General features: G+C 57.9%; 21 protein-coding genes. 7 read left to right on the forward strand and 14 right to left on the reverse strand.

What is annotated here, in order from left to right; genetic code table 11:
• Positions 1–126: 126 nt before the first annotated feature.
• The 3 genes from M8010_RS07140 (at position 127) to M8010_RS07150 (ending at position 3,912) form a co-directional block, all read left to right on the forward strand.
• Entirely contained in the window at positions 127–1,683 is a 1,557-nt protein-coding gene (locus M8010_RS07140; RefSeq protein WP_250089913.1) for a BCCT family transporter, read from the forward strand.
• 151 nt (positions 1,684–1,834) lie between these two features.
• A complete protein-coding gene (locus M8010_RS07145) occupies positions 1,835–3,607 on the forward strand; it encodes a BamA/TamA family outer membrane protein (RefSeq protein ID WP_250089915.1) in 1,773 nt (590 codons plus the stop codon).
• A 32-nt stretch (positions 3,608–3,639) separates the two neighbouring features.
• A complete protein-coding gene (locus M8010_RS07150; RefSeq protein ID WP_250089916.1) occupies positions 3,640–3,912 on the forward strand; it encodes an Rdx family protein in 273 nt (90 codons plus the stop codon).
• A gap of 51 nt (positions 3,913–3,963) precedes the next feature.
• On the opposite strand, the gene M8010_RS07155 is transcribed toward M8010_RS07150, so the two are convergent.
• Positions 3,964–4,107 carry a DUF3096 domain-containing protein gene (locus tag M8010_RS07155; RefSeq protein WP_135802898.1) on the reverse strand — a complete coding sequence of 48 codons (144 nt, stop codon included), beginning with the start codon at positions 4,105–4,107 and terminating at the stop codon, positions 3,964–3,966.
• Positions 4,108–4,254: 147 nt separating this feature from the next.
• On the opposite strand from M8010_RS07155, the gene M8010_RS07160 reads away from it, so the two are divergent.
• The 3 genes from M8010_RS07160 to efpL all read left to right on the forward strand — a co-directional run bounded on the left by M8010_RS07160 (position 4,255) and on the right by efpL (position 6,060).
• Complete coding sequence (locus tag M8010_RS07160) at positions 4,255–4,638, forward strand: DUF2750 domain-containing protein (RefSeq protein WP_250089917.1); 384 nt, start codon at positions 4,255–4,257, stop codon at positions 4,636–4,638.
• A 101-nt stretch (positions 4,639–4,739) separates the two neighbouring features.
• Complete coding sequence (locus tag M8010_RS07165) at positions 4,740–5,438, forward strand: crotonase/enoyl-CoA hydratase family protein (protein ID WP_250089918.1); 699 nt, start codon at positions 4,740–4,742, stop codon at positions 5,436–5,438.
• Positions 5,439–5,493: 55 nt separating this feature from the next.
• Positions 5,494–6,060 (forward strand): elongation factor P-like protein EfpL, encoded by a 567-nt coding sequence (gene efpL / locus M8010_RS07170; RefSeq protein ID WP_250089919.1) that lies wholly within the window; start codon positions 5,494–5,496, stop codon positions 6,058–6,060.
• A 9-nt stretch (positions 6,061–6,069) separates the two neighbouring features.
• On the opposite strand, the gene M8010_RS07175 is transcribed toward efpL, so the two are convergent.
• The 13 genes from M8010_RS07175 to M8010_RS07235 all read right to left on the reverse strand — a co-directional run bounded on the left by M8010_RS07175 (position 6,070) and on the right by M8010_RS07235 (position 17,893).
• Positions 6,070–7,008 (reverse strand): 5-oxoprolinase subunit C family protein, encoded by a 939-nt coding sequence (locus tag M8010_RS07175; RefSeq protein WP_250089921.1) that lies wholly within the window; start codon positions 7,006–7,008, stop codon positions 6,070–6,072.
• Positions 7,005–7,730, reverse strand: a complete 726-nt coding sequence (gene pxpB, locus M8010_RS07180) for a 5-oxoprolinase subunit PxpB (protein WP_250089923.1) — start codon at positions 7,728–7,730, stop codon at positions 7,005–7,007. Before pxpB ends, M8010_RS07175 begins: the two co-directional genes overlap by 4 nt.
• On the reverse strand, positions 7,727–8,482 hold the full coding sequence (locus tag M8010_RS07185; RefSeq protein ID WP_250089924.1) for a 5-oxoprolinase subunit PxpA: 756 nt from the start codon (positions 8,480–8,482) through the stop codon (positions 7,727–7,729). The genes pxpB and M8010_RS07185 overlap by 4 nt, the downstream gene beginning before the upstream one ends.
• 38 nt (positions 8,483–8,520) lie before the next feature.
• Positions 8,521–9,588: an NADH:flavin oxidoreductase/NADH oxidase gene (locus tag M8010_RS07190; RefSeq protein ID WP_250090153.1), complete on the reverse strand. Its 1,068-nt coding sequence runs from the start codon at positions 9,586–9,588 to the stop codon at positions 8,521–8,523.
• Positions 9,589–9,683: 95 nt separating this feature from the next.
• Positions 9,684–10,517 carry a hypothetical protein gene (locus M8010_RS07195; protein ID WP_250089925.1) on the reverse strand — a complete coding sequence of 278 codons (834 nt, stop codon included), beginning with the start codon at positions 10,515–10,517 and terminating at the stop codon, positions 9,684–9,686.
• A 5-nt stretch (positions 10,518–10,522) separates the two neighbouring features.
• Positions 10,523–11,854, reverse strand: a complete 1,332-nt coding sequence (locus M8010_RS07200; RefSeq protein ID WP_250089927.1) for an amidase — start codon at positions 11,852–11,854, stop codon at positions 10,523–10,525.
• Positions 11,851–12,528: a DUF2848 domain-containing protein gene (locus M8010_RS07205; protein ID WP_250089928.1), complete on the reverse strand. Its 678-nt coding sequence runs from the start codon at positions 12,526–12,528 to the stop codon at positions 11,851–11,853. The genes M8010_RS07200 and M8010_RS07205 overlap by 4 nt, the downstream gene beginning before the upstream one ends.
• Before the next feature lie 33 nt (positions 12,529–12,561).
• A complete protein-coding gene (locus tag M8010_RS07210) occupies positions 12,562–13,845 on the reverse strand; it encodes a TRAP transporter large permease (protein WP_250089929.1) in 1,284 nt (427 codons plus the stop codon).
• Positions 13,842–14,438, reverse strand: a complete 597-nt coding sequence (locus M8010_RS07215) for a TRAP transporter small permease subunit (protein WP_250089931.1) — start codon at positions 14,436–14,438, stop codon at positions 13,842–13,844. The genes M8010_RS07210 and M8010_RS07215 overlap by 4 nt, the downstream gene beginning before the upstream one ends.
• Positions 14,439–14,507: 69 nt before the next feature.
• Entirely contained in the window at positions 14,508–15,572 is a 1,065-nt protein-coding gene (locus M8010_RS07220) for a TRAP transporter substrate-binding protein (RefSeq protein WP_250089932.1), read from the reverse strand.
• A gap of 48 nt (positions 15,573–15,620) precedes the next feature.
• Complete coding sequence (locus M8010_RS07225; RefSeq protein ID WP_250089934.1) at positions 15,621–16,424, reverse strand: putative hydro-lyase; 804 nt, start codon at positions 16,422–16,424, stop codon at positions 15,621–15,623.
• A gap of 123 nt (positions 16,425–16,547) precedes the next feature.
• Complete coding sequence (locus M8010_RS07230) at positions 16,548–17,441, reverse strand: LysR family transcriptional regulator (RefSeq protein ID WP_250089936.1); 894 nt, start codon at positions 17,439–17,441, stop codon at positions 16,548–16,550.
• Positions 17,441–17,893, reverse strand: coding sequence for an Lrp/AsnC ligand binding domain-containing protein (locus M8010_RS07235; protein ID WP_250089937.1), 453 nt, complete (start codon positions 17,891–17,893; stop codon positions 17,441–17,443). Before M8010_RS07235 ends, M8010_RS07230 begins: the two co-directional genes overlap by 1 nt.
• Positions 17,894–18,050: 157 nt before the next feature.
• Between M8010_RS07235 and M8010_RS07240 the strand changes: the two genes are divergently transcribed.
• A complete protein-coding gene (locus M8010_RS07240) occupies positions 18,051–21,563 on the forward strand; it encodes an NAD-glutamate dehydrogenase (protein ID WP_250089938.1) in 3,513 nt (1,170 codons plus the stop codon).
• The last annotated feature ends 154 nt before the right edge of the window (positions 21,564–21,717 follow it).

Genomic DNA, 21,717 nt, shown 5'->3' on the forward strand with positions numbered 1-21,717 from the left:
AAGGATAATCGTCGTTCTTCTGGTTTTGATGCATTCCTCCCTCCCGTGCGTAGCTTCCATCTCATGCGTGCATGGACATGACATTTCCTGTAGCCTGCGCGGCTTTTTCTTCGAGAGACTGATCTTATGACCGCAAAATCTCCGTCCGCCCCGCGGGCAAAATCCAGTGCTCTGGCTGACAGCGATCCGGTAGTGCTGGTGCTAACTATCGGCTTTATCCTGCTGTTCGTGGGCGCCTCGATAATGAACAGCAATTACGTCGCTGACCTCATCGGGAGTGGCTTTGCCTGGACAGCGACCTACCTGGGGTCCTTCTTCCAGGTTTTGCTGTTACTGACATTTTTCATCGCAATCGGCACGGCCCTCAGCCGCGCAGGCGCAGCACGAATCGGCGATCTTGACCGACCGGAAATCGGGCGGTTCCGCTGGCTGTCGATGATCATGTGCACCCTGCTGGCCGGAGGCGGTGTGTTTTTTGCCGCGGGCGAGCCGGTTTATCATTTCGTGGTGACGCCACCGGCCTTTGATACCGAGGCAGGTACCGCGGCTGCCGTAGCGCCAGCCATGGCCCAGTCGTTCACCCACTGGGGATTCCTCGCCTGGGCGGTGTTGGGGTCTTTGACGGCCCTGGTGCTAAGCCGGGCCCATTACGGCCAGGGCAAGCCTCTTCAGCCACGAACGTTGTTGTATCCGGTGTTTGGCGAGAAGGTGATTCAGGGTCGCCTTGGTGGGGTGATTGATGCTTTCTGTGTGATTGCCGTGGTGGCAGGTACCGTTGGCCCGATCGGATTCCTGGCGACCCAGATGAGTTTTGGCTTGCACGAGCTGTTTGGAGTGCCTGATGGCTATGGCACCCAATTGACAGTGCTGGTCATTCTTGCCGGTGTGTACATGACATCCGCCATGACCGGGTTGCACAAAGGCATTCAGCTTCTCAGCCGCTTTAACGTGCTGTTGGCTTTGGCCATTGCCGCGGTGATTTTTATCTTCGGCCCAACGTTGTTTCTTGCCAATACCTACACCCAGTCCATGGGCGAGTACGCAAGCTCCTTCTTCGCGATGGCAACCATGACGGCCGAGACTGCGCCGGAATGGTGGATGAAATGGTGGACGGTGTTTTTCTTTGCCTGGTTTATCGGTTACACACCATTGATGGCGGTCTTCGTCTCGCGCATTTCCCGCGGGCGAACCGTGCGGGAGATGATTCTGGCGGTGGCCCTGTTGGCACCGATAGCTACCACCATCTGGTTTACCCTGCTCGGTGGTTCCGGTATCTACCATCAGCTAGCGGGCACGTTCGACCTGACCGACGCGCTGAACAATTTCCGTTTTGACGTTGCCACGCTGACGGTGGCTCAGGCACTGCCTGGTGGTACCTGGATGGCGGCGGCGATTCTGCTGCTCACAACCATATTCGTTGCCACCACGGGCGACTCCATGAGTTATGCCATTGCCATGGTTGGTGCCGGCCATGATGAGCCAAGTCCCTGGATTCGGGTATTCTGGGGTGGTGCCATGGCCCTGATGGCGGCCATTCTTCTTTATATGGGAGCGGGGCAGATCGGGGTGTTGCAACAATTCATTGTAATGACGGCGATACCCGTATCGCTGATTATCCTGCCTTCACTCTGGACGGGGCCCAAAGCGGCGATGGCAATGGCACGGGAGCAGGGGCTGGTGTAGTCTCTTTGTCAGACTGTTTGCCAATACAATCTGACACGTCAAGGATATATCGGGTATGCCCACACAAACCGTTTGGATTACGGGAGCGTCCGCCGGCATCGGCGAGGCGTACGAGGACATTGACGGCGGTATGGGTTTAGTGTGATCAATCATGATTCGCACCGCGATGTTGGGAAGCAGCGTGTCATCCGGGGTGTTCTCGCGTAGGCCGCGTTGCGGCTCGGGAGCTTTCAGGTGGCTGCTTCTCGCTAGTGGATTATTCCTGGCCAGCCCGGCTGCAGGTGCCGAACCAGACACGGATCAATGTATCGCCAGCGACGTTCAGCCAGAGTCGATCGACCTTGACCAGCCCCGGGACCAGTTGGCACGCCAGAGTGACCTGGTAATCCCTGCGGGGGCCCGCATTGGCCAGGTCCGCATTGTTCGTCGCCCCATTTTTGATGTCAGTGATCCGGAACAGGACAATTTTCTTTACCGCACCCTGAATGCGCTGAATACGCCCACCTGGGAGTCGGCTCTGCGTGCCCAGCTGGTGTTCAACGAAGGGGACCCCTACGACCCGGCTTTGATTGCCGAGTCCGAGCGCGTCCTTCGCCAGCGCGAGTACCTGACGGCCGCCTGGGTCGGCGCGACCCATGTCTGTGGGGATGAGGTGGAGGTGAGTGTTCTGGCGCGGGATACCTGGACGCTGCTGCCCACTGTCGGGGGATCGCGGTCCGGTGGTGAAAACACCACCAACACCGGTCTTTCCGACCCGAATTTTCTCGGTTCCGGGAAGAGCCTGGGGGTTTCCTACACGAAAGATCCCGACCGCACCGAAACCAGTGTGTATTTTGATGATCCGAATGTTCTGGGTTCCCATTGGCAGAGCGGGTTCGCCTACGATGACCGCAGCGATGGCCGTGGCCGCAGTGCCTATCTGGAACGACCGTTTTTCAGCGACAGTGCCGACTGGCGTTTTGGGTTGAGTGGTTTGGACGACGTGCGTGAGCAGTCCCGATTTGTGGGTGCCGAGGCTATCGCTGATTACCGCCGTAGCCAGGAATTTGTCAGTGTTGACGTGGGGTGGCGACTGTTGGAGCGCAATGACCGGCAGGTTCGGTTACTTGCCGGCTACCGTTATGATGCCCTGGAATTTGAACGCCTGCCGGATGAGGCCGACCTGGATTTGCTGCCGGAGGACCGCACGCTGAGTTACCCCTGGATCGGTTTCGACTACCGTGAAAACCGCTTCCGGGAGATGACAAACCTGACCCAGCTGCAGCGTGTTGAGGATGTTCGGGATGGGTTTGTATGGCGAACGGAGCTGGGTTACTCGTCTCCGGGCCTCGGGGCAACCGAGGATCGCGTTGTGCTGAATGTGGATTTTCAGGATGCGCTACTGGCCACCGCAACCAACTACGCGCGTTACGGAATCAGCCAGAGCGGAAACTATCGGCTGGATGATGACCGATTCGAAAATCTTCAGGGAACGCTCAGCCTGGAGTACTTTCATGGTGGGGTAGTGCGTTGGAATAGTTGGTACACCAATCTGTCCGTAACCGCAGCCCATAACCTGACCGTCGACCAGCAGCTTCTGATTGGCGGTGAGAATGGCCTCCGCGGTTATCCGAGTGACTACCAGCAGGGCAACCGGCGGGCGCTATGGACGCTGGAGCGCCGCTTTTTCCCGGACTGGCACCCGTTCAAACTGTTTCGGCTGGGTGGGGTGTTGTTCACTGATGTGGGCCGAGCCTGGTTCGACGATGGCCGTAACAATGGCCCGGACGATGGAGTACTGAAAGATATAGGATTCGGCCTGAGGCTGGCCTCCAGCCGGATTGAAGTTCAGCGGATGCTGCACCTGGATTTTGCGTTTCCGCTGGATGGCGATGACAGTATCGATCAGGTGCAGATACTGTTGCGGGGAAGGTCGAGTTTTTAGCGAATGACAATATGGCAAAGTAGACTGGCGCGATGACAAACAGAGTTGATATCCATTACTGCACAGGGTGCCGCTGGCTGCTTCGATCAGCCTGGATGGCACAGGAACTGTTGACTACGTTCGAAGGCGAGCTGGACTCACTGGCCCTGCATCCTGGAAGTGGCGGCATTTTCGAAGTCTGGGTTAACGACAAGCGGATCTGGTCCCGTAAGGAACAGCAGGGATTCCCGGAGATCAAGGTGCTCAAGCAACTGGTACGCGATGAAATTGATCCTCAGCGCTCGCTCGGCCATGTGGATCGCTGAGGCCCGGGTGCTGGGTTCGGCCCGGGCTTTCCTGTCATGGGGTTTGTTCTCTTAAAAAGAGTGCCCCAGCAGTCCCAGCACTCCCAGGGCGATCAGGTAGCCTGCGACGATATAGTTAAGCAGTTTCGGGAATACCAGGATGCCTATGCCAGCGCCCAGGCTGATCAGAGGTGCAAGTTCAAGATGAAGTGTCATACGGCTGGTCTCCATGAATGATTACCGATTTCCTGCAGAGCGCGTTTATGGAATCATACTCCGCCGCTCAAAAGAGCTTCGAGTACGAGAGTTTAGCAGGTGAGTGGGGCGCGCAACCTTTCCAAAGTATGAACGTTGGTGAATACGATGAACAATGACGAACTGAATCAGATCCTCGAGCTGGATGGAGAGGAGCGATACGATTATTTCCTGAGCCTTGTTGGTGAGGAGCGGGAAATCTGGATTCTGGTGAATGCGGATAACCGCTTTCTGAAAATCGAATCGGAAAATGGCGATATTGCTCACCTACCTGTCTGGCCCAGCTCGGCTTTCGCAGCCGATTACGCAAAAGACTCTGACGATCTCTCGCCGAAAAGCATCTCCCTGCCTGATTTTTTCAAGAAATGGGTACCGGGGCTTACCAGGGATGGCTTGCAGGTGGGGGTGTTTCCCGGGCGTGATAACACCCTGTGGATCACAGAGCCGGAGGAGTTGAAGCGCGACTTGCAGGACGAGATGTCGAGCTTTTGAGCGAGGAGATAAGCGCGACGAACCCCGGAGGGTGGCTAGTCAGGACACGAGGTGGCAAAGTTCACCACCTCAAAATTTAATTTCAGCAAGAGGATATGCCGGTGACGGACCTTGTAAATTACCAATTGGAAGATGGCGTAGCCACAATCACTATCAGTAACGGCAAGGCCAATGCGCTCAGCCATGAAGTGTTTGAGGCGTTGAATCACGCCTTTGATCGGGCTGAAGAAGACAAAGCAGTGGTTATCCTGACCGGGCAGCCAGGCATTCTTTCCGGTGGCTATGACCTGAAGGAAATGCAGAAAGGCCCGAAAGAGGCCTCCGCCCTGGTCAAGGTTGGATCGACGTTTACGCGTCGTCTGGCTGCATTTCCGCTGCCTGTCATTGGTGCCTGCAGCGGACACGCGATTGCCAAGGGTGCCTTCGTGCTGCTGTCAGTGGATTACCGCATTGGCATTGAAGGGGACTTTAAACTGGGTCTCAACGAGGTAGCGATCGGCATGACCATGCACCATGCCGGTATCGAGATTGCACGGCACCGACTGTCGCCAGCCCATTTCTATCGCTCCGTGGTGAATGCTGAAATCTTCAACCCGACCGGTGCAGTTCAGGCCGGCTTTCTGGATGAAATTGTCGCACCAGAAAAGCTCAAGGCGCGGGCTAATGAAGTGGCGCAACAGTTCAGGAAACTCAACATGACGGCCCACAAACAAACCAAGCGCAAGGCCAAGGCGGAATACCTGGAACTCCTGGATGATTGTATTCTGAAGGATGCGGAGCATCTGGGTCTGATGGCGTAAACATTCAGGGTCTGGTTAACCGTTTATTTTCACTTTTGTCACGGAAACAGAAGCAATGCCAAAAGCAGGTGAAATCAAGAAGAATTCGGCGGTTGAGTACGAGGGTGGCGTGTACTTCGTCAAGGATATTGAGCGGTCGGTGCCGCAGGGGCGAGCCGGCGGCAGCCTTTATCGAATGCGTCTTTACGACGTGGTGACTGGCTACAAGGTCGACCAGACGTTCAAAGATTCCGACATGCTGAACCTGGCGGACCTGGTGCGCAGGCCAGCCACGTTCTCCTATTCAGACGGCGAAGAGTACGTCTTCATGGATACTGAAGACTTCACACAATACAGTCTGAATGGCGAGGCGATTGCCGATGAGTTGCTGTTCATCAGCGAGGATACCCAGGGATTGATGGTCATTCTTGTCAGCGATGCGCCTGTGGCTCTGGACTTGCCCCCTACGGTAGACCTTGTCATTGAAGAAACCGACCCCTCCGTCAAAGGCGGATCTGCAACGGCAAGGACCAAACCTGCCCGGCTCACCACGGGTCTGGTTATTCAGGTGCCTGAGCATATTTCCACTGGCGACCGGATCAAAATCAATGTGGAAGAGCGCCGGTTCCTGGGCCGAGCCTGAGGGATTGGTTCAGCGCAGCGAGTGGAGAAACTGCCGGTGTTGTCTCAGTGCGCTGTCTATGCCGGCAGCTCTGAGGCGAACCGTCTGCCCTGGCATGCATTGCGCCAGGCGACTGGCCGCCAGTGGCGTCAGGTTACCAAGGCGCGGGTAGCCGCCAATGGTCTGCCGGTCATTCAGCAGAGCGATTGGCTGGCCATCCGGTGGTACCTGAACAGCGCCCAGTGAAATTCCTTCCGACACCAGTGAGCCGATGGTGCACTGAAGTGCCGGACCGGTGAGGCGAACGCCCATGCGGTCCGCGCGCTGGTCCACCTGCCACTGTGAATTGAAAGCATCAAACAGGCTCTTACCGGTAAATGCTGCTATCTGTGCACCCGGAAGCAGGTCCAGTGTGGTGGTTTGGCGGTAGTCCCGCTGTTCCGATTCCGGCGCAATCTGATCGGCCGGAGTGCTTTCCGCTTCGTTCACAGTAAGGGTGTCGCCCTCGCTCAGGCTGGTCCCCAGGCCGTCAAATCCGCCTAGCTGTTCCCGTACCACGCAGGCGGCGCTTCCCATGACAGTGTCACCTCGGAAACCTCCGGCTACCGCGAGGTAGGCTCGTAAGCCGTTAACTGGTGAACCGAAGGTAAGCGTATCGCCGGCTCTGATGGCCATTGTTCTCCACATGGGTGCGGATTGCTGATTGTGCCTGACGCCCAAATTGGCGCCGGTCAGCGCAATAGTCAGATCCCGCTCGGCTACAAGTTCCAGCCCACCGAAGGTGATTTCCAGCACGGCGGTGCCCCAGGGATTGCCTGCCAGGCGGTTGGCCCAGGCCCAGGCGTGCAGGTCGGCCGGCCCGCCCTGGGTGACCCCCAGATGCCGGACTCCGAAACGGCCTGCGTCCTGAAGCAGGGCAAGGGGGCCGGAACGGGAAACGCGAAATCCGGCCTTGTTGCTCTTGCTCATTTGGCCAACTCCCGGTCAGTGGCTGTGGTGTCGCCACCCTGCGCCTCGAATGTGGCCTGGTCCACCGGTACGAAGCTGACGCGGTCACCGACCCGAAGCAGGCTGAACCCTTCGCGGTTGCGGTCAAACAGGCGTGCCGGGGTACGTCCAATCAGGTTCCAGCCACCAGGCGTGACCACCGGGTAGGCAGCGGTCTGCTGCCCGGCAATGGCAACGCTGCCGGCGGGTACTTTCTGGCGTGGTGTGTCCAGGCGCGGGCAGGTCAGTGCTTCGTCCAGCAAACCCATAAAGGCGAAGCCGGGGGCAAAGCCCAGGGCGAACACGCGGTACTCCCGGCTGCTGTGTGCTTCAATCACTGATTCGACCGACAGATCAGACAGGTCAGCGACACGCTGCAGGTCGGGGCCTGTTTGTTGATGGTACCAGGTAGGCAGTTCATGCAGTTTGCCGCCTGCGCCGGCTTCCGCGGGCTTGAGGCGGGCCAGTATCTCGATCAGTTTTTGTCTTGCCTCGCATGGCGTTATACGAAGCGGATCGAAAACCACCAGCAGAGTGGTGTAGGACGGCACCAGATCCACCAGGGTGTCGCTGAAGGCGGCCTCGCATTCTTTAGCAAGGGCCGTCAGCCACAGCAGGTTGTTTTCCTCGATACTGTCGAACAGCCTCACCATCCAGCCATCAAGGCCGGCCCGCTCCAGGCAGGGTAAACGTGCCGGTTTCATCTTTGTGGGCCAAGCGTGTTGAGCATTTGGCGGATGGCACGAACGGACGCCACCGACTCTTCGTTATCGCCGTGGACACAAAGGGTGTCCGCAGTGAGTACCAGATCACTACCGTTACTGGCGGTCAGTGGTTGCCCTGTGGCAATGCGTTGGGCCTGATCAAGAATAACGTCAGGAGCGTGATGCACTGCACCGGCCTGCGATCGCGAAACCAACCGGCCGTCACCGTCGTACGCGCGGTCGGCAAAAGCTTCAAACCAGAGTGTGATTCGGTGCTCGCCCGCCAGTTCACGTATTGCACTGGTGTCGCGGGTTGCCAGGGTCATCAGTGGCAACTCGGGATCGTACGCCAGAATCGCGCGGGCGACCGCAGTGAAAATCTCCGGCTTGCGGGCCATGTCGTTATACAGGGCACCGTGGGGTTTCACGTAGCGGATTGCAGTGCCTTCCGCACGGCACATGGCCGCCAGGGCACCCACCTGATACAGCACGAGGTTTTCGATTTCCGCCGGTGAACAGGCCATGGAACGTCGGCCAAAACCCACCAGATCCGGGTAGGCGGGGTGGGCCCCGACCCCGACAGAATGCTCCGCCGCCATGCGCACGGTACGGCGCATGACGTCCGGGTCCGAGGCGTGAAAGCCACAGGCTATGTTGGCCAGATCCACATGGGGCATTACTTCGTGATCCAGCCCCATTACCCAGGGGCCAAAACTCTCCCCCATATCGGCGTTCAGCAGTAAAGATGTCATGTTATCCCTCCGTCATATTCAATGACGTGTGCAACGGCTCAGAAGATGTTCGACCGCTCATACTGTTTGGGCCATGCGACGTTTTCGGCTTTCAGAGTGGCGGCCGCACGTAAGGGCCATGCCGGGTCTGACAGCAACGCCCGCCCCAGAATCACCAGATCGGCCTGGCCGTTGGCAATAATCGATTCGGCAAGGTCCGGGCTGTGAATCAGGCCAACGGCACCGGTGGGAATGTCCGCTCGTGAGCGCACGGCTTGTGCCAGCGGAACCTGGTAACCAGGATGAATCGGGATCTGCTGGCGCGGATCGTTGCCACCGGAAGAACAGTCTATCAGGTCCACATCGCCCTGGAATCGCAACAGTGTAGCCAGCTGCACGGTGTCGTCCAGGGTCCAGCCGCCTTCGACCCAGTCGGTGCAGGACAGGCGCAGGAACAGGGGCAGGTCGTCTGGCCATTCCTCCCGCACTACTGCGATGGATTCCTGCAGGAAGCGAATACGGTTTTCAAAGGTGCCGCCGTACTCATCGGTGCGCTGGTTGCTCAGCGGTGACAGGAACTGATGAATCAGATAGCCGTGGGCGCCGTGTAGTTCCAGCGCCCTGAAACCGGCCTGCCGCGCGCGGCGGGTAGCGGTTTTCAGGGACTCCAGCGATTCGCCGATCTGGTTGTGGGTCATCGCGGCGGGCACCTGCCACTGGGCGGCATAGGGCAGCGCGGATGCGGACACCAGGTCTTCCCAACCGCCGGTGTCTGCACGCAGTGGATGCGAGCCCTCCCAGGGACGGCCCACCGAGGCTTTGCGGCCGGCGTGGCCGAGCTGTATGCCGGGCACTGCACCCTGATCGGAAACGAAGCGGGCGATACGGGCAAGCCGGTCACGCTGTTCGTCATTCCACAGGCCCAGACAATGGGGCGTGATTCTCCCCCGGGGTTCAATGTGGACTGCTTCGGTGAATACCCAGCCGGCACCGCCAGCGGCCCTCGCGCCCAAATGCACAAAGTGCCAGTCGTTGGAGAGTCCTTCCTGGCCGGAATACTGGCACATGGGAGAGAGCATGATGCGGTTACGCGCCTCCACCGACCGAAAACGGATCGGCCGGAACATATGCGGATTCGGGTCCCGCCGGAGGATGCGGCGGGCATTTTCACCACCGGAGCGGGAGTCGGTCACGGGTGTGCTGGAGTCGATGCTTCTGTCACTCATGGGTGCGATTTCTCTTTGTTTTTGGTTGAGTAATCCAGCAGGTGGCCATATGTGCGACGAAATCGCCACTGGCTCACCATGAACAGCAGGCCACTGACGGCAACGGATGCCAGCAGGGCAAATACGAACGTCACCATCGGTGGGACATGGCTTACCACAACTGCGGTAACCACGGCGAAGGCAACGAGGCTAAGCATGCCTTGCTGCGCGGCGGCGACGGTGGCCCGGGCGACGTCAGGGCCGTAGCGGTCTTGAAGTGCCCAACCGATGGTAAACAGGCCCACGGGAAAGCCCACGAGTATGCCCGACAGCATCGGGCCTGAGCGCGCAGCCAGCGTAGTGGCGACCGCGACGAGCAAACCGCCGAGGAGCCCCCTCAGCACCACGTCATACCAGCCGGAGACCGCCGCCACATTGGGCTGTTTCAGGGCAAGAGCCCTTTTGATAACTTCCGCCGCCAGCAGCACCCCGGCATAAATTACCACAGCTACAGCGACGCCGCCGGGAGTTAACGAGAACAGATAAGCGGCCGGAATCCAGACCAGAGTCGCCACACCAAGACTCGCCAGGGCACCGAGCCGTCCGGCAGTCAACACGAAACTGATGCTGAACAGCAGGGTGGCGATCAGCGCATGGAGCGTGGCCAGTGCCGCATCGCGGATGAATGCCGCAGGCCACTCCTGCAACATGAAAAAGTAGCCGGGGCCAAGAATGATGGGCGTTCCGGCAATGATGCCACCCAACCTCGGGCCCAGTTTCGCCACCGCCACCGAAACGCCAATGACCACCAGCGCGGTGGCAATGAGCTTGGTCAGCAAAATGGTCAGCATGGTTGTTACAACGCGCTTTCGATGGCCTGCGCCAGCCGCAACAGAGTTGTATCGGCGCCATTGCGACCGATCAGCATCAACCCGCTTGGCAGGTCTCCAGGCTCGTGATTGGGCACGGTAGCCGAGCACAGGTCCAGCATGTTTGCCACGGTAGGGTTGCGCAGGATCAGCAGGTTGAGGCGGGCATAATCCTCGTCAGCCACCAGTTCTTCGAATCGTGGGGGAACCACTGGAACCGTCGGGGCCAGCAGGCCGTCATAGTCCCGCAGCCAGGCGTCGGCTTCTTGCTTGCGTTGCTGCCGGCGGCGGCAAAGCTCCAGGTAATCGGCGGCGGTGATGGCTGCGCCCCGTTCTATCCGGCCGCGCACACGAGGGTCGTACTGGTCGCCATGGTCCGCCAGTGACTGGCGATGCACGAAGTAGCTCTCGGCGGCGGTGAAGCCTCCACCCTCCATGAGCTCGGGGATTGCGGCAAGTACCGGTGCAGGCGCTTCAATAATAGTGGCGCCGGCGTCAGCCAGAATCTTCAGGCTGCGGCTAAACGCCGTTGCAACGGTGTCATCCAGATCGTCCAGCATGTAATCGGTCGGGACAACAAAACGCAAGCCTTTCAGCGAGAACGGCCTGAGCGTCTGATACCGGAGACCGGACAGCACCGCATCGATGCGGGCGCAGCAGTCGACCGTGGGGGCGATGGGGCCGATGGAGTCGAGGCTTGCGGATAGAGGGAAGGTGCCCTTGAGAGGAACACGGTACTGGGAGGGTTTGAACCCCACCAGGCCACAGAGTGCCGCCGGGATGCGAACGGAGCCACCGGTATCGGTGCCGATGGCCGCCGCTGCCATTCCCCTGGCGACCGCCACGGCAGCGCCACAGGATGAGCCCCCCGGAATGCGACCAGGCGCCAGCGGGTTGTCCGGCGTTCCGTAATGGGGGTTCAATCCCAGCCCGGAGTAGGCGAATTCAGTCATATTGGTGTGACCGGCAATCACCGCGCCTTCACGCCGCAAACGGGAAACAATAACTGCATCGGATTGTGCCGGTGCTTGCCAGCCCCGGGATCCCGCATGGGTGACTTCGCCGGCGACATCAAACAGTGCCTTGAGGGCGATGGGCAGTCCGGCAAGTTGTCCTGCAGGCACCCCGGCATGGCGAAGGCGGTCAACGGCGTCGGCCTCGGCGCGCGCGGCTTTATCAAAGCGCTTGGTGTAGACCTGGGCTTTGGCATCGTCGTAGGCGTCGGCGTTGGCCAGGCAACGCTCCAGTAGCTCCGTGGCCCGCTTCTGGTTTTCGGTCATGTCGGCGAGCAGTTGGGCCAATTGATTTTCGCTGTTCATGCGACCACCGGCAGTGTGTGGATGTTGTACTGGTGCTGAAGTTCGCGACCAGAGACAGGATCTTTCAGCACCATGCGAAAAGCCTGTGCCGGGCGTAGCTCACCGATCACCGGAAGTGTGCCACACAGCATGGCCTGTCCCGTTGCCAGCTCCGCTTTGTTCAATCCAAAGCGCCGCAGCAGCTCCGCCGGATGCAGCAGGCCAGTGATTGGACCTTCCTGATACAATACCTCTTTGCCATCAATGGTGGCGTAGGATGCCATCTGCAGTTCATCCCAGTGGTCGATCACGCTGTCCAGCCGCCACACCTGAAAGCTGACAGGCTTGGCGCAGACCTGTTTGGAATGGGCCACGGACCAGGCTTCGGCTTCGCGATCGGTGTGATCGGATCCGATACCGACCAGCGTACCCTGGTCAGTGCCGATCAGAACCACCTCTGCCTCGCCGCTGGTCGCTTCACTCAGCACCTGGATATCAGGGGCAGTGGTGAGCTGGTTCGCAGCTACGCGGTAGAACAGCGGGGTGCTGGAAGGCGGTGTTACGCCAATGTCCTTCAGCTCTTCGATGTGTTCGTCGATGGCAGACTGCACCCGTCCTGCCCAGCCGGCGATGACCAGCTCGCGGACATCAACCTGAATGGGTTCCTGGCTGTCTGGAAGTTGGAAGTTTGTCATTGAGTCACTCCGATAATTTGGGTTCATGGATAGTTACTTCATCAGGTCGGGGAGGAACGTGGCCACCTGCGGGAACAACACCAGAACGATCGCCATCAGGAACATGATGCCGACGTAGGGCATGGCACCTTTCATCACGTCGCTAAAGGGTCCGCTTTCACGCACACCCTGAACCACGTAGAGGTTGAGCCCCACGGGCGGAGTGATGAGCGCCATCTCAATAAGCAGAATGATCAGGATGCCCAGCCACACCGGATCGAATCCCAGTGCAATGATGATGGGGGCGACGAGGGGAATGGTGATGACCATCAGCGACAGCGTCTCAATGAAGAAACCGAGCACGATGTAAAGCAGGATGACAAGGATCAGCGTGGAATAGGGGCCAAGACCGGCGTTTTCCAGGAAAGCGGTCAGCTCGCGAGTAACCCCCGCTGAGGCGAGCACAAAATTCAGGAAGTAGGATGCAATGATGATCAGCATGATCATGCCGGTGGTCTTCATGGTGCCGTCCAGGGCCTGGACGATCACTTTAATGGACAATTTACCCATGGACAGGGCGATCACCATGGCGCCAAGCACACCTAGAGAGGCCGCTTCGGTCGGTGTTGCCACACCAGCATAGATGGACCCGACCACGATACCGAACAGCGTCAATACCGGCACCAGGTGTTTGAGGCCGGAGAAACGATCTCCCCAACTGTGCGTTACGCTGGGTCCTCCAAGACTCGGTTTCCAGATACAGATCAACGCGGTGCCAACAATGAACATGAGAGCAAGCAGCAGGCCCGGTATCAGACCGGCGGCAAACAGCTGCGGAATCGAGGTTTCGGTCAGAAATCCATAAACAATCAGGTTGATCGACGGCGGAATCATGATGCCCAGGGTGCCGCCGGCGGCAATCGAACCGGTAAAGAGTTTGGGGTCGTAACCCATTTCCTTCCCTTGCGGCAATGCGACCGTGCCGATGGTGGCCGCCGTGGCAACACTGGAACCGGAGGTGGCTGAAAACAGGGTCGCGGTGCCGATATTGGCGTGCAGCAGACCCCCTGGCAGCCAGGACATCCAGCTCTCCAGGGAACGGTAGGTGCCACGGGCGATGCCGGTGCGCACCAGAATCTCGCCCAGCAGGATAAACAGCGGAATAGCGATCAGCAGGTATTTGTCAGAGGCCGACCAGAGCACATCCCCCATTGCATTGAGCAGCGGGAACGGCGAGAACAGTTCCGCCAGCACCAGGGCCAGTGCAATCAGCGTGGCCGCGACAGGAACGCTCAGAAGCAGCAGAACCATCAGAATAACCAGTGCGGTAATGATCATGAGCGTGCTTCCCTGTTTTCATCGCTAATCTGTTCGTCCAGCGTCGGACTTCCTGCCAGTTTCTGCACACCTTCGGTGTCGCCGCTGAGCAGGCCGAAAAAGGCTCTCAGGGAAACCACACACACGGCAAAACCAAACCAGATCAATCCCACAAACCACAGCGCCTGTGGCATCCACAAGGGAGTGCCCAGTGGCGTATTGGCGGTGGAGCCGCCGCTGTAGGAGTGGCTGAGGACGGAGAAAACCGCGTCGACTACGAGGATGGAGAACATCGCCAATGCCAGTAGCGCGACCAGGTCAAGCACGCCCCGAACTTTCATGGGAAAGGTCAGGTACAGGGCATCAATGCGAATATGTGCCTTGCACATCAGGGTGTAGGCGAAGGACCAGCTGGCGCTGATGGCCATGATGTAGCCCGTCAGCTCGGTGGCGTGAACCGCCGAACGACCTATAAACACCCGTGAGGCCACTTCAATGGTGACCAGGGCCACGGTCAGCAGGATCATCACGCCTCCTGCCCGGGCAAACCAGAGCGAGCCAACTTCAACACCGGCGAGCACGCGGTCGAGAAATGAATTCACCTGTTGCAACATAGTGTTCTCCAGACCGACCGGGGCAGTGCAGTGTGACCGCCCCGGTCGCCGTTATGGGTGAGAAGCGTGTTACTTGGACGCGCTCAGTCCGGTTACTTCACCTACGGTTTCGTTCCAGCGGTCAACCCATTGCTGGTCAACGCGCTGTGCCCAGTTAGGCAGCAGGGTTTCTTCCAGGTGACGGCTGGCCTCGGTGAAATCATTATCGGTGGCCTCAACCAGGACCATGTCTCCGGCGTCACCGCGGGAGCACTCACCGTTGCCGGTCAGGCAGGCGATGCCTTCTTTTGTTTCTTCAACCGCAGAGGCCCAGACCGGATCTTCATAGTTTTCCTTGATTTCTGCAGTCAGCCATTCCTGCGTCTGCTCTGAAAGCGAGTTCCATTTTTTGCCATTCATGGCGGTAACCACATGGTCCCAGCCGCCTACCGGCAGCGGATAGAGATGAGTAGACACTTCGTGCCAGCCAGAGCTGTAACCGGACAGGGAGCCAGTCACGGCGCAGTCGATAACGCCCCGTTGCAATGCTCCGGGTACTTCGCTGAAGTTCAGAGTGATGCCTTCGGCGCCCAGCGCCTGGAGAAATTCGGCGGTGGTACGGCCGCTGGCGCGGACTTTCATACCCTTGAGATCACTCAGGCCATCAATTTCCGCGTTGCAGAACACCATTTGCGAAGGGTAGGGCACAACGGCCAGCAACTGAGCGCCGTCGTACCGCTGCGCAAACGCATCGGCGAGAACCGGCCGATAGGCTTCCGCCACTTTGCGAGCGGTGTCGACGTCGGGAGCAATCATGGGCATGTCCAGAGCTTCCAGTTCCGGGGCATCCTCAACCGCATAATCCGCCACCGTGGAGGTGACCTCTATGACGTTACGGCTCATCAGCCGGTAGACTTCACCGCCGCCCAGACCCATCTGGTCAAAGGTGGTGACTTCGGTAGTGATCTGGCCATCGGAGGCATCGGGAACATGTTTCTCCCAGAAAGGGCGCTCGAAATTCTGGTAGAGGGACAAACTGCTCCAGCTTCCCACATAGTTAAAGCTGGCCTTGTCCAGGTCTTGCGTCAACGCCGGTGAGCTGGCAAGTGCCAGGCCCATCAGGGAGGCTGAAACGAGGGTTTTTGTTGTATTCATGGTGTTTTCCTTATGGTCTTCGTCAGGGGTGGTTCTGGTCGTTATTGATTAAAAAAGGGCCAGGCTGTTGTCAGGAATATCCGTGACCAGCATGTGCCCGGGGCTGTGGGTGATTGCGAACTCAATGCCGGAATCAATCAGAACCTGTTGCGGTGTCACTCCGCAGGCCCAGAAAACCGGAATTTCATCCTTACCCACTGAAACGGAGTCGCCGTAATCCGGCACGCTCAGATCGGAAATGCCGATCAGCGATGGGTCGCCCAGGTGCACGGGTGAACCGTGGACCTGCGGATACCGGGTAGTGATCTGGATGGCGCGGATGGCGTCAGCGGCCGCAAACGGTCGCATTGAAACAACCAGGTTGCCGCCAAAACCTCCGGCGGAGGTCAGTGGCACCGAGGTGTTGTACATCGGTACGTTCCGGGCTTCGTCTATATGACGTACCTGAAGCCCGGCGCTGATAAGGGCGTGCTCAAAGGTAAAAGAGCAGCCAAGTGCGAAGGTCACCAGGTCATCCCGCCAGTCATCGACCACGTCGGTCCGGGTGTTGCTCACCTGCCCGTTGCGATAAATGCGATAGGCCGGTACATCGCGTGCAATGTCCAGATCCCTGCCCAAAAGAGTACAGGTACGGACACCGGGCTCACTGACGGCCAGCAGAGGGCAGGGTTTGGGGTTGGCCTGGCAGAAACGCAGGAAACCCGCTGCCTGTGATTCGGGCAGGATGACCAGGTTGACCTGAACGTAACCGCTGGCGAGCCCGGAGGTTGGCCCGGTCAGGTTGCCTTCCCTCGCGGCAGTTCGAACGGCCACTGGTGTTGAGTGTGTATCCAGCTGAGCGATGCTTGTCATGTTTCTGCCCAATAGATGAGTTTCTTACATTTAAGGCAGAAGCAATGATTAATACAAATCGAAAGTTGAGATCAGGATTGATAGAAAAATTGGATCAGTCAAGGGTTTCAATGCACTGCAGAACTAATTGGCCAGGACAACACGCTCTTTTGCGATTGTCAGCGCAAGCTCTGCAATGGCATGCACCACACTGCTGCTTGGTGCGGCGCGGTAGGCTGCATTGAAAGTCAGGTCTGGCACGCTGGCATCAACCCTGAATTGCTGCAGTATGCCGCTATCCAGTTCCTGCTGAAGAATCTCGCGGGGGAGGGCGCTGACACCAAGGCCATCCACCGTCATGCGGATGATGGTTGAAAGTGATGAGCAGGAATGGATGCGCGTGGAGTGATTCATGGGGTCCACCAACGAGCGGATAGCGATATAGGGTTCGCTTTGCCTGGGGTAGGTAACGATTGGCCAAGTTGCGAGCTCGGCAAGCGACATCGCCTGGTCAGAGATGCCGAGCTGAGGGCTTGCAACCCAGATCAGCGAATAGCGGCACAGATCACGGTTGATGACGCCGGGCTGGTTAACGCCACCCATGAGAAAGGCGATATCGATTTCATGATTTTTTAGCTTCTCCGCAAGGTTAAGGGAGATATCCACGTCCAGTTCAAGGTTGATGGCCGGGTAGGCCTCGCTGACCCGTTCCAGCAGCTGGGGCAGCCAGGTGTGAGCAATGGTTTCCGAGACGGCGAGGCGAATGGTGCCCTGAATGGAGGACGGTTTGGCGACGGCTTGCAGCATCTCACCATGCAGGCTCAGCATCTTCTCGGCATAAACAAGAAACTCACGGCCCTTGGCGGTCAGGGTGATTTTCTTGCCGGAACGATCAAACAGCTCTATTCCAAGCTGGTCTTCCAGGCCGGCGATACGTGCGGAAACCGAGGGCTGTGATGCGTAGACCCGACCGGCGGCAGCGCGAAAACTACCCAGCCTGGCTATCCAGACAAAGGTTTCCAGTGTGCGGATGTTCATTAAATCCCCGCATCCTTGACATTCTCCATGACCACAAACGTACTGGTCTGCAATACGTGGGGCAGAGCAGATATCTGCTCGCCCAGCACCTGACGGTACTCTGCCATATTGCGGGTGCGTACTTTCAGCAGGTAATCGAAATTGCCAGCGATCATGTGGCATTGTTCCACCGCCGAGATCTGTTTCGCCGCATCGTTGAACGCAGCCAGGGCACTGCTGCTGGTGTCGCTCAGGGTGACCTGTGCAAATGCGATGTGGCTTTGCCCGAGCTTGGTCTGATTGACCAGGGCAGTGTAGCCGGTGATATAGCCGTGCTCTTCAAGGCGCCGCATGCGAACCTGACAAGGCGTTTTCGACAGCCCGACCCGTGAGGCAAGCTCCGTTACTGTAATCCGCGCATGTTTCTGCAGTTCGCGGATGATGGAGTGATCGATTCTATCCAGTTCGACCATAATTTCATTTCCCGGCTAGATATACGGCTATTTATGGCCACGAATATAATCAAAATACCTGCACATTAAAACTATATGGACAAAGGGTCTCCGGAGAGTTGGCTATACTGGGTGTGTTCAGTTCTACATGCGCCAGATGATATCCCGGAGACCGACGATGACCTTTTCCGAATCCAAACAAAAACAAACGCTGCTTGAACAGCTCTCAGATGCCCTCGAGGAGGAGGACTACGATCCTGATGACACGCGAAACCTGCGTGAAATTGTCGCGACCATGATGGAGGAGTCCCGGTCCTGGGACGATGCATTGCTGCAGCGTCTGGTTGAGGTTCTGGGAAAGCGTGCCGGCCAACGTTGTGCAAGCATGTTCAGTGGCGGTTTTCCATCTGGCTACCGGTCGAAATTTTCTGTTGAGGATGCGGTTGAGGATATTCAGCAAATCCAGTCCATTGCCCTGACTTCCGATGTGCCCATGCGGTTTTACAAGCCGTCCGAGCAAGGCGCGCAGGAGTTGAGCTTTAAGCTTTACAGTCAGGGAAAGTCAGTGATCCTCTCGGATGTGATACCAATTCTGGAAAACCTGGGTATGCGAGTGCTGGGAGAACATCCCTACCGTATCCGGAGACGCGATGGCGAGCAGTTCGGGGTCAGCGATTTTACCGTACAGTTCCATTCGCGCTGCCGGGGCGCTGATGTTGAAAAAGCCAAACCCCTGCTGCAGGAGGGATTTCGCGAGATCTGGAATGGCTTTGCGGAGAACGATGACTTCAATCAGCTTATGATGGCTGCGAGCCTGGGCTGGCGGGAGGTCAGCGTTTTACGAGCCTATTCCCGTTATGTAAAGCAATTGCGTTTCGGGTTCAGTCAGCCGTTTATCGCCGACACCCTTGCGCGACACCTGGATATTACCTCGCGCCTGGTTGCCCTTTTCAATGCCCGATTCAATCCTGACGCTTCAGTAGCGAAAAACCGGGAAGTGGCTGTTGCCGGTATTGAAACCGAGATCCTTGATGCCCTTGAGGCAGTGACAAGTCTGGATGATGACCGGATTCTCAGACGGTTTTATATACTCATCAAGGCGACCCTGAGAACCAATTATTTCCAGCGCCAGGATACGGGCGAGTTCAAAGGATACCTGTCGCTCAAGCTTGATCCTTCATCCATTCCCGATATTCCCAAACCCTGTCCGCATTTCGAGGTGTTTGTGTGTTCACCCAGGGTTGAAGGTGTTCACCTGAGGGCTGGCCCGGTGGCTCGGGGTGGGTTGCGCTGGTCTGACCGCAGTGAGGACTATCGCACTGAAATTCTCGGGCTGGTAAAGGCTCAGCAGGTGAAGAATTCAGTGATCGTGCCTGTTGGTGCCAAGGGTGGCTTTATTGTTAAAAGGCCGCCGGAAGACGGCTCCCGGGAAGCCTTCAGGGAGGAAGGCATCAACTGCTATCAAACGTTCATCCGGGGTCTGCTTGATCTGACCGACAATCTGAGTGAGGGCGAAGTGGTGCCGCCGGCCAATGTGGTTCGCTACGATGGCGATGACACTTACCTGGTTGTTGCTGCGGACAAAGGTACAGCAACCTTCTCTGACATTGCCAATCAACTGGCCCAGGAGTATGGCTTCTGGCTGGGAGACGCGTTCGCCTCCGGGGGCAGCGAGGGCTATGACCACAAGAAGATGGGAATTACGGCGCGGGGAGCCTGGGAGTCGGTCAAACGACACTTTCTGGAGAAAGGCATTGATACCCAGACCGAAGAGTTCACCGTGGTCGGTATCGGCGACATGGCGGGAGATGTATTCGGCAACGGCATGCTGTTGTCGGATCGTATTCGCCTGATTGGTGCGTTCAATCACCTGCATATTTTCGTTGATCCTGAGCCGGACGCGGCGGCTGCTTTTGCCGAGCGTAAGCGCCTGTTCGAGTTGCCCGGCTCAAGCTGGGCGGACTATGACGAGCAAAAGATCAGCACGGGTGGCGGGGTGTTTTCCCGGGCTGCAAAGTGGATTCCGATATCTGAACAGATGCAGGCCCGCCTGGGCGTTGACGCGGCCAGACTGCCGCCTAACGAGCTGATCAAGGCGCTGCTGAAGGCGCCGGTGGACATGCTCTGGAACGGTGGCATCGGCACCTACATGAGGGCGCCGACCGAATCCCACGAGGACGTTGGTGACAAATCCAATGATGCCGTGAGGGTCGACAGCCACGAATTACGCTGCAGCGTGCTTGGTGAGGGCGGTAACCTTGGCTTTACCCAGCTCGGCCGTATTGGCTTCGCCCGGGCAGGCGGGGCGGCCAACACCGACTTTATTGATAATGCGGGGGGAGTGGATTGCTCGGATCATGAGGTCAATATCAAGATTCTTCTCAATGAGCAGGTGCGGCGCGGGCAGATGGCACTTGAGCAGCGAAATCAAATGCTCAGAGCAATGACGGCTGAGGTGTCGGAGCTGGTGCTACGTAACAATTACCGCCAGGCCATGGCATTGTGTCTGGCCCAGAACAGTGCGGTTGCCAGCATGGATGAATACGAGCGCCTGATGCGGCGGCTGGAGGCCGAAGGCAAGCTCGACCGGGTTCTTGAATTCCTGCCAAGTGATGATGAGCTGAGGGAGCGGCGTGGAATCGCCTCTGGCCTCACTCGCCCGGAACTGTCGGTGCTGATTTCCTACGCCAAGATCGAACTCAAGCAGGCGTTGCTGAACACGCATATTGTCCACGATGATCGCTTTGCCCAGGCGCTGTACTCAGCCTTTCCGGCATCGTTGCTGGAACACTTCCCCGAAGCAATTGACGCGCATCCGTTGCGGGCAGAGATTTCAGCCACTCAGATTGCCAATGACATGGTGAATCGCATGGGCATCAGCTGGGCGGACAAGCTCCGGAATGCCACTGGCGCCGACAGTGGTCGGATAGCTGCAGCCTACCTGATCTCCCTCCAGATCCATGACGTAGAGACTCAGTGGAAGGCTATAGAAGCGCTGGATGGACAGATCAGCCCTGACGTGCAGGCGCAATTATTCACTGACGTGATTCGCCTGGTTACTCGCAGTACCAGTTGGTTGCTGCACAACCGCCGGAGAGATCTGGATCCGGCTTCTTGCGTTTCATATTATCAGCAGCCTCTTGCGGAAGTTCTGGCCTCCAAAGAGCGCCTGGGGTCTGTGATTCCTGCAAGTCGCTGGCAGGAACGCTATGATGAGTACTGTAAGCAGACAGTTCCGGAGGGGCTGGCGGCTTATGGCGCGTCTGCGGAAAGCCGGTACTGGCTGATGGACATTATCGAGATCGGTCGCCAGTTGGGGCAGGATCTGGAGTCTGTGGCCTGGGTTTATTTCAGTCTGGGGGAAGGTCTTAACCTGACCTGGCTGGATCGGCAAATGCTGGCCTTCAGGGCGCGCGGTCACTGGCAGGTTCTGGCAATGCTGCATTACCGTGATGAACTAGATCATCAGTTGCGGAATCTAACTTCAAGTGTGTTTTCCGTAGCGTCCGAGGAACAAGGCGACAGGCTGTCGCCAGAGCAAATGCTGGAAACCTGGCGCGGCGACAAACACTCGCTCCTGGTCCGCTGGCACCGGATGCTCGGAGATATGCAGGCCGCGAATGACGTGGATTGCGCCGTCTTCTCGGTGGCGCACAGCGTGCTTCGGGAGCTCGCCGCAAAGGCAAACTGATTTGCCAGAGAAGTAAATTCGCCTGAAAATTAAACAAAAGACAGTCTGAACATAAATTTCCGTTCATCAAAAAAGCCGAATAAAAGCGTCTGTCGGGTTTTTACAGTCAAATTGACTTTGTCGTTCCCGGTAGAATGCGGGAAAGACAAATAAC

The organism is Marinobacter sp. ATCH36, from assembly GCF_023555055.1.
In the GTDB taxonomy this organism is placed as follows: Bacteria; Pseudomonadota; Gammaproteobacteria; order Pseudomonadales; family Oleiphilaceae; genus Marinobacter.